This is a genomic window from Pusillimonas caeni (genome assembly GCF_003545815.1).
Taxonomy (GTDB): Bacteria; Pseudomonadota; Gammaproteobacteria; order Burkholderiales; family Burkholderiaceae_B; genus Pusillimonas; species Pusillimonas caeni.
Map to the genome: position 1 here is coordinate 167,894 of NZ_PDUW01000009.1, position 9,891 is coordinate 177,784.

Annotated in this window: 10 protein-coding genes; 4 read left to right on the forward strand and 6 right to left on the reverse strand. The window is 62.3% G+C overall.

Annotation, left to right across the window (positions count from 1 at the left end):
* The first annotated feature begins 9 nt into the window (after positions 1-9).
* The 3 genes from rlmH to CSC67_RS18115 are packed head-to-tail and all read left to right on the forward strand — an operon-like array spanning position 10 to position 2,605.
* Positions 10-480, forward strand: a complete 471-nt coding sequence (gene rlmH, locus CSC67_RS18105) for a 23S rRNA (pseudouridine(1915)-N(3))-methyltransferase RlmH (RefSeq protein WP_118995853.1) — start codon at positions 10-12, stop codon at positions 478-480.
* Between the two features lie 30 nt (positions 481-510).
* Complete coding sequence (pyk, locus tag CSC67_RS18110; protein ID WP_118995854.1) at positions 511-1,950, forward strand: pyruvate kinase; 1,440 nt, start codon at positions 511-513, stop codon at positions 1,948-1,950.
* A gap of 10 nt (positions 1,951-1,960) precedes the next feature.
* Positions 1,961-2,605: a Maf family protein gene (locus CSC67_RS18115; protein ID WP_118995855.1), complete on the forward strand. Its 645-nt coding sequence runs from the start codon at positions 1,961-1,963 to the stop codon at positions 2,603-2,605.
* 16 nt (positions 2,606-2,621) lie between these two features.
* Here the strand turns inward: CSC67_RS18115 and CSC67_RS18120 are convergent, their stop codons facing one another.
* The 6 genes from CSC67_RS18120 to CSC67_RS18145 all read right to left on the reverse strand — a co-directional run bounded on the left by CSC67_RS18120 (position 2,622) and on the right by CSC67_RS18145 (position 8,796).
* Positions 2,622-3,770 carry an ABC transporter substrate-binding protein gene (locus CSC67_RS18120; RefSeq protein WP_118995856.1) on the reverse strand — a complete coding sequence of 383 codons (1,149 nt, stop codon included), beginning with the start codon at positions 3,768-3,770 and terminating at the stop codon, positions 2,622-2,624.
* An 80-nt stretch (positions 3,771-3,850) separates the two neighbouring features.
* Positions 3,851-5,005 carry an ABC transporter substrate-binding protein gene (locus CSC67_RS18125; protein ID WP_118995857.1) on the reverse strand — a complete coding sequence of 385 codons (1,155 nt, stop codon included), beginning with the start codon at positions 5,003-5,005 and terminating at the stop codon, positions 3,851-3,853.
* A gap of 79 nt (positions 5,006-5,084) precedes the next feature.
* On the reverse strand, positions 5,085-6,152 hold the full coding sequence (locus CSC67_RS18130) for an aromatic ring-hydroxylating dioxygenase subunit alpha (RefSeq protein ID WP_118995858.1): 1,068 nt from the start codon (positions 6,150-6,152) through the stop codon (positions 5,085-5,087).
* Positions 6,153-6,217: 65 nt separating this feature from the next.
* Entirely contained in the window at positions 6,218-6,973 is a 756-nt protein-coding gene (locus CSC67_RS18135) for an SDR family NAD(P)-dependent oxidoreductase (protein WP_118995859.1), read from the reverse strand.
* 5 nt (positions 6,974-6,978) lie between these two features.
* Complete coding sequence (locus CSC67_RS18140; RefSeq protein WP_118995860.1) at positions 6,979-8,040, reverse strand: oxamate carbamoyltransferase subunit AllG family protein; 1,062 nt, start codon at positions 8,038-8,040, stop codon at positions 6,979-6,981.
* Between the two features lie 327 nt (positions 8,041-8,367).
* Entirely contained in the window at positions 8,368-8,796 is a 429-nt protein-coding gene (locus tag CSC67_RS18145; protein WP_118995861.1) for a VOC family protein, read from the reverse strand.
* 238 nt (positions 8,797-9,034) lie between these two features.
* Here CSC67_RS18145 and CSC67_RS18150 point away from each other — a divergent pair, with 238 nt between their 5' ends.
* Entirely contained in the window at positions 9,035-9,691 is a 657-nt protein-coding gene (locus CSC67_RS18150; RefSeq protein WP_118995862.1) for a cysteine hydrolase family protein, read from the forward strand.
* The last annotated feature ends 200 nt before the right edge of the window (positions 9,692-9,891 follow it).

Below are 9,891 nucleotides of genomic sequence, written 5' to 3' on the forward strand. Positions count from 1 at the left end.
CGCCCCAACATGAAGCTTCTCGTCATCGCCGTCGGAGTACGCATGCCTCGCTGGGTCGAAGAGGCGTGGAAGGATTACGCCAAGCGGCTGCCTTCCGACTGCGCGCTCGAACTCCGCGAGATCAAGCCCGAGCCCCGCAGCAGCGGAAAAACACCGGCGCAGATGATGGAGGCCGAAGCCAAGCGCATCGAAGCGGCCATTCCGGCCCAGGCTTTGCGCATCGCGCTTGACGAGCACGGCCGCGACCTGACCACCATGGCTCTTTCCGCCGAGCTGTCCAGCTGGCGAGAACAGGGCCGCGACGTGGCCCTGCTGGTCGGCGGTCCCGACGGTCTGGACGGCCAACTCAAAAAAACCTGTCATGCCATGATCCGGCTCTCGTCCCTGACCCTGCCCCACCCCATGGTGCGTGTCGTCCTGGCCGAACAGATCTACCGGGCGTGGGCTATCATGGTCAACCATCCCTATCACCGCGCCTGATCGCGGCGCCCCGACGGAGGCCGTTTCCGCATGCTACAACGCCGCACCAAGATCGTTGCCACGCTGGGCCCGGCCAGCTCCAGCGACGAAATCATCGAACGACTGATCCTGGCCGGCATGGACGTGGCGCGCCTGAATTTTTCGCACGGCTCGGCGGACGACCACCGTCAGCGCGTGCGTCAGTTGCGCGCCCTGGCTGCGAAGCACGGCCGCTACATCGCCATCATGGGCGACCTGCAAGGGCCCAAGATACGCATAGCCCGCTTCCGCGACAAGGCCGTTACACTCACGGCGGGCCGGCCCTTCACCCTGAGCAATGCGCACCCGCCCCAGCAAGGCGATGAGCACATCGTGGGCATCGACTATCCCAGCCTGGTGCAGGACTGCGCACCGGGCGACGAGCTGCTGCTCGACGACGGCAAGGTCATATTGCGCGTGCAGAGCGTCGACGGCCTGGCCGTGCACACCGTCGTCGAGCAAGGCGGCCCGCTGTCGGACAACAAGGGCATCAATCGGCGGGGCGGAGGCATCTCGGCCGACAGCCTCACCGACAAAGACCGGGCCGACATCAAGGTGATGGCCGAGATCGGCGTGGACTACGTCGCGGTGTCTTTCCCGCGCTATGGCCGCGACATCCACCAGGCCCGCAAGCTGGTGCGCGAAGCGGGCAGCCAGGCGTGGATCATTGCCAAGATCGAACGCGCCGAAGCGGTCGCTGACGACGAGGCCCTGGACGACCTCATCCATGCCAGCGACGGCGTCATGGTCGCCCGCGGCGACCTGGGCGTCGAAGTGGGCGACGCCCGCCTCGCGGGCATCCAGAAACGCATCATCCTGCATGCGCGCACCCACAACAAACTGGTGATTACGGCGACCCAGATGATGGAATCCATGGTGCACAGCCCGGTACCCACCCGGGCCGAAGTCTCGGACGTCGCCAACGCCGTTCTGGACTATACCGATGCCGTGATGCTGTCGGCCGAAAGCGCTTCGGGCCAATATCCGGTCGAAGCCGTCGGCGCCATGGCCCGCATCTGCCTCGGGGCCGAACAAGAGCCCGGCACCACGCGTTCGCAGCACCGCGTAGGCGAGGTGTTCGGCCGCTGCGATGAAACCATCGCCCTGTCCGCCATGTATGCGGCCAACCATTTCCCGGGGGTCAAGGCCATCATCAGCCTGACCGAAAGCGGCCACACGCCGCTGATCATGTCTCGCATCCGCTCCGGCGTGCCCATCTATTGCTACACGCGCCACGCAGCCACCCAGCGCCGCGTGGCCCTGTTTCGCGGGGTCTACGCCATGCCCTTCGATCCGGCCGCCATGCCGGCGGACAAACTGGGCTCCCTGGCGCTGGCCGCGCTGAAGGACAAGCAGCTCATCCAGCCGGGCGACTGGGCCATCCTGACCCGGGGCCGAGTCCTGGACAGCGACGTCGGCACCGACAGCATGACGCTGATCCAGCTTGACTGAGGAACGGCCGATGATCTACCTGGCCTCCGCCAGCCCCCGCCGGCACGAACTGCTATGCCAGGCCGGTATCGCCCACACCGTGCTGCACGTGCCTTCGCCGCCGGGCGAGGACGAGCCGCGCCTGCCCGGCGAAAGCCCCGACGCCTATGTCCAGCGAACGGCGCGCGAGAAGGCTTTGCGCGCCCTGCACTGGCTGGGCGTGGACGTCGCTGCGGCCGAGCATGCCTGGCCGCGGTCGCCGGAGCCGCTGTCTCTGCACCCGGTGCTGGCCGCCGACACGACGGTGATCATGGGAGATGAAATCCTGGGCAAGCCCGCCGACGCGGCCGACGCCGCAAGCATGCTGCAACGCCTGTCGGGCACGCGCCATGAAGTGCACACGGCCATCGTGCTTGCATCGCCCAGCGGGCGCAATGCCCCGGAATCCGTTTTCTGCGATGTGTCGCGCACCGAAGTCAGGTTCAAGGCGCTCACGGAAGCAGAAATCGCCGCCTACTGCGCCACCGGCGAACCGATGGGCAAGGCCGGCGCCTACGGCATCCAGGGCCGGGCCGCCGCCTTCGTCGAACACATCAGCGGCAGCTACAGCGGCGTGGTGGGCCTTCCCCTGTACGAAACCGCCCGCCTGCTCAGGCGCGGCGGCATCAAGGTTTGATTCGCGCCAAGGCGGCTCATTGCACCAGCTCGATCTTGCCGTCGTCGATCTTCACCAGATAGCTGGTGGGATGGCTTTGACCGCTTTCCTTGCCTTTGGGACCCTCTTTGAAGAAGGTGATGTGTCCGGTCAGCGTATGGAGGTCGGTCTGCCATAGCGCCTTGCGAATGGCCTCCGGCTCGACCACCCCCGCACGCTCTATCGCTTGCGCAATGACGAGCGTTCCCACATAGGCCCGCGCGCCTTCCGGCATGCCGTAGGGATCATAGCCGTGGGCCTTCCAGGACGCTACAAAGCGGCGCGCGGCTTCGGGATCGGGGGTGGCGTCGGGAAACCAGGGCGCGAACAGCATGATGTGGTATGTGCCGTTGGCCGCCGTGCCGGCTTGAGCGATCAGTTGATCGGGTATGGCGCCGCCCGACGTGATGACCTTGCGCTTGATGCCCAAGGCCTGCAGCTGCTTCATGATCAGCATGGCCTGCTCGACGCTGCATGTCAGGAAAAGCGCGTCGGCATCGCTGGCCTTGATGACGGCCAGCTGCGACGACATGTCCTGCGCCGTGGCATCCATCATTTGCACCTGTCCGACCTCAACTCCTTTTTCACGCAGCACGCTGCCGAACGCATCGACGGCATTGATGCCCCAGTCGTTGTTGACGACCAGAAAATCCGCCTTCTTTATGCCGAGCTTGCCGATATGCGGCGCAAAACTCTGCGCTTCCATGAGATTCGTCGGAGCCACGCGGAATACGTATGGATTACCGTTGGTCGTGACCTTGGTCGAGCTGGCTATGTCGACGACCATGGGTACCTTGTACTCCATGAGCTTGGGCATGGCGGCCAGCGTATAGGTAGAACCCCACGCGCCCTGCATGACGGCCACCTTGTCTCGAACGATGAGCTTTTCCGCGACGTTGGCGGCCTCGGTCGGATTGCTTTTATTGTCTTCGATGATCAATTTTATGGGCCGGCCCAGTACACCCCCTTTGGCGTTGATTTCCTCGACGGCGACCTTGACGCCATTGGCCACGAAGTTTCCGGATGCGGCCACGACGCCCGTCAGTGGAAGGTTCACGCCCAGCTTGATCGGCTCCTGAGCCAAAGCGGAGCCCGCGATAAAAAAGCTTGCAATGACACTGGACAGCAGTTTGCTTGTTGCTTTCATTGCTTTCTCCCGGAAAGGAAGGATGAAGCGGCATGCCGGCGCGCCGAGCGCGCGGGCTCGGGCGCAAGCCGCCGGCGATGTCAGTCGGCGTTGACGATCTTGCCGTCTTCGATCTTCACGAGATAGGTCATGGGCGTGCTTTGGCCGCTTTCTTTGCCCGCGGGCCCTTCTTTATGGAACTTGACGTGGCCGGTCAACCCATCGAACTCGGTCTGCCAGATCGCTTCAGTGATCTTGGCCGGGTCGGCGTCCCCGGCCCGTTCGATGGCGGCGGCAAGCGTGTGTATGCCGTCGTAGCCCCGCGCGCCTTCGGGCATGCCGGCCGGGTCGAGCTTGCGGCTTTCCCAGCGGCTGATGAAGCTCTTGGCCCCTTCCGGGTTGAGCGTGGCCTCAGGGAACCAGGGCACGAAGAACATGACGTGATAGGTGTTGTTCGCTGCCGCGCCCGCCTGGTCCAGCAGTTGCTGGGGCATGATGCCGCCCGTGGTCACGACCGGGACATTCAGGCCGAGCGACTCGGCCTGCTTCATGACCAGGGTAATCTGTTCCGTGCCGCTGGTGAGGAACACATGGCTGGGAGGCGGATTGGCATGCTTTATTGCCGACAACTGCGAGGTCATGTCCTGAGCGGCGGCGTCCATGATGTGGGTTTTCCCCACTTCGACGCCCTCCTTCTTCAACATGTCGCCATAGGCTTGCGCCGCGCCCAGTCCCCAGTCGTTGTTGACCACCAGGAATTCCACCCGCTTGATGTCCATCGGCTTGACCCGCTTGGCGAAGGTCTCCGCCTCCATGGCGCTGGTGGGGCTGATGCGGAAGACATACGGATTGCCCATCTGGGTGATCTTGCCGGAACTGGCGGTTTCAACCAGCATGGGCATTTTGTATTCCATCAGCTTGGGCATGGACGCCAGCGTGTAAGTCGAGCTCCAGGCGCCCATCATGGCGGAGACCTTGTCCCGCACGATCAGTTTCTCGGTCACATTGGAGGCTTCTGTAGGGTTGCTTTTATTGTCCTCGATGATGAGTTGAATCTGCTTGCCTAGAACACCGCCGTTGTCATTGATTTCGGCTGCGGCAATTTTCGCCCCTTCTGCGACGAAGGTGCCGGCGGCGGCGACAACGCCGGTCAGGGGCTGGTTCACGCCGATCTTGATGACGTCGGCTGCGTGCCCCTGCGACGCGCCGACTATCGACAACGCTGCGACCACTGCTTTGATACCAATACTTCTCATGATTGTCTCCTGGTTTTTTTGGAATGGCTCATGCTGCTTGGTATTGCGTGTTGCGTACTGCGGAACAGCCTGGTCGCATTCAGCCCGTTGCGGCCACTCCCACTCTGGCTGTCGAAGCCTCGTGGCTGCGTTTCTCCTCCTCTATCAGTTTTTGCACCATCCTGGCCATGCGGGTCGGCGCGGCATCGATTCCCAGCATGACGCGCTCGGCATTCGGATTGCGTTCCTCTTCTTTTTGAATGCGCTCGAGAATGACCTTGTCCTCGTTGAAGGCGAACGCCAGGGCGGCATTCATTTCGGCGTCGATCTCCGGCTCGTCGACGCGGAAGTTCCGGACATGGAACCAGTACTGCAACACAGTGCGCTCATCGACCGGCGTCAATACATGGCACGAGTGCATCTGCACGGCGGTATGCCGCAAGTCGGGGTCGGTGATCGAGCCCGCCGCACAAGTGCCCATGTCGATGTCGAAGAAGCAAGGAGTCGTGTAGTTGTAGTAATGCCAGCGATCGACTTTTCCGGTCATCTTGGCAAACTTCTCGAACAGCGGAATGGGCGCCGCATCGGGTATCCAGCGCCATACCGAAATGGCGTTGTCCTCGAAATCGTTATGAACCGGAATGGTGGCGCCCGCCGGCGTACCCAGCGTCGACTTATGCACGAAGGTGACGTGGGCGGGGTCGAGCAGGTTTTCGACCAGGCTCAGATAGTTGCACTCGATACGCAGGACGCCGCCTTGCACCGCGCGCCATCCTTCTTGACCGTACTGGGGCAGATTGAACATTTTTTCAGGATCGGCCAGCGCCGGATCGCCGAGCCATATCCAGACCAGACCGTATCTTTCCTCGATGGGATAAGAGCGCACCACCGCCTTCTTGGGAATGGTCTCCTGCCCTGGAATGCGGACGCAACGGCCCGAACAGTCGAATGTCATGCCGTGGTAGCCGCACTCGATGGTGTCGTCGATCAGCGTCCCCAGCGAAAGCGGCGCCAGCCTATGCGGACACGCATCGTGCAAGGCGGCGACCGTGCCGTCCTTGCGCCGGAACACCACGACAGGCTCGTTGGCGATAACGTGGCGGGTGAGTGTTCGATCGACCTGGTCCGACCACACCACCGGATACCAAGTGTTCTTGACAAATTCCATGGTCTATTCCTTTGCGCTTGTACAAGAGTCCGGTCCGCCCGCGACTGCCGCGAACGGAAAGGGCTTTAGTGAAAGTAGGCTCCGCCGTCGACGACCAGTGTCTGTCCCGTGATGAACGCGGAGCCCGGACCGGCGAAGAACGCTACAGCGCCCACGACATCGTTCGGCAGCATGTCGCGCCTCAGGGCGCGGCCCTTGATGGAAAACTGGGAAGATCGTTCTGCCAGTTCGGGGTTCTTGAGCACCCCTTCGCTAAGCGTAAAGCCGGGCGCCACGCTGTTGATCAGCACATTGTCCTCGCCCAGCTCGGTGGCCATGGCGCGCGTCATGGATACGACGGCGCCTTTGGTGGCCACGTAGTGCAGCATATTGGGGTTGCCTTTGAAAGCGACGCCCGACGAAATGTTGATGATGCGTCCGCCGCCCTGTTTCCTGAAAGCGGGCAGAACGGCACGACAGCATAGGAACTGGCCGATGACATTGACATCGAGTATGGAGCGCCAGTCCTGCACGCTGAGCTGCTCGAAGGGCTTCTGCTGGATGGTCGAAAATATGGCCGCGTTGTTGACCAGCACGTCCAACGCGCCGTAAGCGTCGAGCGCCGCGGCCGCTACGTTCTCGGTATCGCTTTCGCTGGAGACATCGGCGTCGACGCCAATGGCGTCAAAGCCGCGCGACTTGAGCTTTTCCGCCGCCTGCCCCGCATTGGCGCGGTCCGCGACCACGATTCGGGCCCCTTCCTCGGCAAGATGTTCGCAGATGGCATATCCGATGCCCATCGCTCCGCCGGTGACTACGGCAACCTTGTTCGACAACTGCATGTCTTCTACCCCTCATTGTCAAAAAGACCGACCGGGGGACAATAATGCCCCCGGCCTATCGGTGTGTCGGCTCCATCGCGATGCAGGATGGCCAGGTTGATGATCGGCGCCAGGCCTGTGGCCTTTATGCGCGCCGGATCAATACAGCCTGTGCTCTCGTCCAGAATGCGCTGCGGCCGGGACGTGGCGTCGGCCGGAAGATAATCCCGCCACTCCTCGAGCAGCGCGGGGGCATGGACCAGCGCCTGGCCGCCGAAGCCGCAGGCGTCCACGACGGCGCTGTCGCCGATGGCGCCGAGCGACTCGGGGGCAAGTTCGGGCTTGAAGTACGGGCCGCTGGGAGGCGGAGCGGAAACGGTATTCCAGGCGTCATCACCGTTGAGCTTGATTCCGAAGGCCAGGCCGTTTCCACCGATCGCTGTGATGGCACTGTCGCTGCTGCGCAGCTTCCAGCTGCAAAACGCCATCCACACGGTCAGCGCAAAGCCGGGATTGGCAAGAATCTCTTCCTTGAGCGTGGCGGGCAAATCGTGCAAGGCATCGACGATCAAGCGGGTTCCCGCTTGCACCTGGGCATGCCCGTCATCGCCCGATGCGTGAGCCTGTCGCATCAACGCTTCCGGGTAAATTGCGACTCGCTCGAGCAAAGGATTGGCATGCTCGGCCAGCTTCGCGCACCAGTCCCGCGCCCTTTGCCTGCAAGCAGGATCCGAAGACCCGAAACGCAAGGCGGGCGGGCCTCCCTCGCTGACGAGCGAATAGGCGCAATGATCTGCATCGCCGACCTCCACGCACCACGTAGAAGGCGACGCTACTTGAGCAAGGGGAACGACCAGGCCGTAATCTTGTGCGGGACGCAGGCCGATGCTCGCCCCTATCAGAGCGCGAGCACTTTCCAGGTCAGGCGCCCACCCTTCCAACACAGCGGCCTGCGCGGCCGCATTGACGACCGCGCCGGGCGGCGCGCCGTCATAGGGAGGCCCCGCATGAAACAGTGTGCGAGCGGGCAGATCTGCGACCGCTTCTTCGAGAGGAACCAGGCGTCTGAGCCGGGCTTTACGGGACATCGCTACTCCTCCGATCCAAGGCGGTTGCAGCGCAACGGCCGGCGCCTCTTGTGGCGGCACAGCATGCCGGATTCTGTAGTTGCTAGAAACCGCTTTGCCACCGATAAGGCAATCTAATTTACTAACATCCCATCTTTGGAACGATTCTAATTATAGTTCTTTAGCAATGTCAATAGACACCGGGCAGGGCAAAACGAGGTTTCGATCGTGCCTCCTGCGCAAGTCTCCCGGCGCATTGTGTCGATCTAGGGAAAATACTGAGTAAACAGAACGCCCGACATGCGGGCGCTCTAGAGGCGCTTCAGATAGCGCCGCATGCGGTGACCGTCAGAAAACGATCTCGACCGATGGCGCGCTGCGTTGCGCCGGGCCATGGAAAACCGCCTCGATATTGTTGCCGTCGGGGTCCAGCACGAAGGCGCCATAATAGTCGGGATGGTAAGGCCGGTACCCCGGCGGGCCATTGTCGCTGCCGCCATTTTCGAGCGCAACCTTGTAGAATGCTTCGACCATGGCCTTGTCCCGCGCCTGAAAAGCCAGGTGATGGCGGCCGGTGAGCTTGCCGGCAGCCGCTTCGCTGTCCACCGAACTGATCACCAGTTCGTCGGCCCAGAAAAAGCCCTCGCTCTCCCCTCCGATAGGAACGCCCAACACGTCGAGCACGGCGGTGTAGAACCTTTTACTGGCCGGCAGGCTGCGAACGACCAGTTGGATGTGGTCCACCAGGCGGCCTCGGTGCAAGGATTGCGTCTCCATACTTTTCCCTAAGTAGTTTTGTGTCCGTGGCACTGGAACACGACGGGGCAGAACGCATTCCAGAAGCAAAATCGTACCACCGCAGCGCGGGTTTTTGCACGTCGCCGGCGCAATGCCGCAACCCCCTCGTAATCCCCAATACACAAGTCCGAGACGAAAACTCTAAGGTAAATCATCCGCTCGAGCGGACAGCGCGCCTCGCCATTCCCGGTGCGGCACGCTTTTTCAAGGAGCAGAAATGCGCAATACACAAATATTCAGTACCCTGAAGGAAATCGCCGACCCAGGGCACTCTGCGCTGATCATCATCGACGCCCAGCACGACTTTTGTTCCGAAAAAGGCGCCATGGCGCAGCGCTTCGGCTTCGACATGAAAGAGATCCGCGAGGCTGTGCCACGCCTGAACGAATTCATCAAGGCCTGCCGGGAAGCGGGTGTCTTCGTCGTATGGGTGCGCGAAATTTTCTCCGACAAACGCATGCACAACAATCAGAAGTCGCTATGGGGCGCCGGCGACGACATCTGGCTGATACCCGAGGGCGGCAAGGGCATCGAGTGGTACGAAGGCATGATTCCGCCGCTGGAGTCTGAGCCGGTGGTGACGAAGTGGCAGTACGATGCGTTCCAGGGCACCGATCTGGAGCGCCTTCTGCAAGCCCACGGCATCAAGACGCTGCTGATGACGGGCTTTACGACAAATGTCTGCGTCGAATCGACCGCGCGCCATGGCTACGAAAAGGGCTACTACATCGTATTGGCGTCGGACTGCTCCGGCACCCCGACCCCGGCAGAGCACGAGGCGGCGGTGTTCAACATCAAGACCTACTATGGTCAGGCGGCGCCAAGCGGAGAGATCGTGCAGCTGTGGCAGGACAGGCAGGCCAAGGCAGCCTGAGGCGCTGGAGGCGGGACGGCAGCTCGGGCGCTTGGGCGGGCCGTAGGCGGTAATGCAACATGCGCCACGCGCCCACAAAGGACAAAGCCCCTGCATCGATGGGATGCAGGGGCTTTGCGGAGTAAGAGCCTGACGATGACCTACTTTCACAGGCGAATGCCAACTATCATCGGCGCAAAGGCGTTTCACGGTCCTGTTCG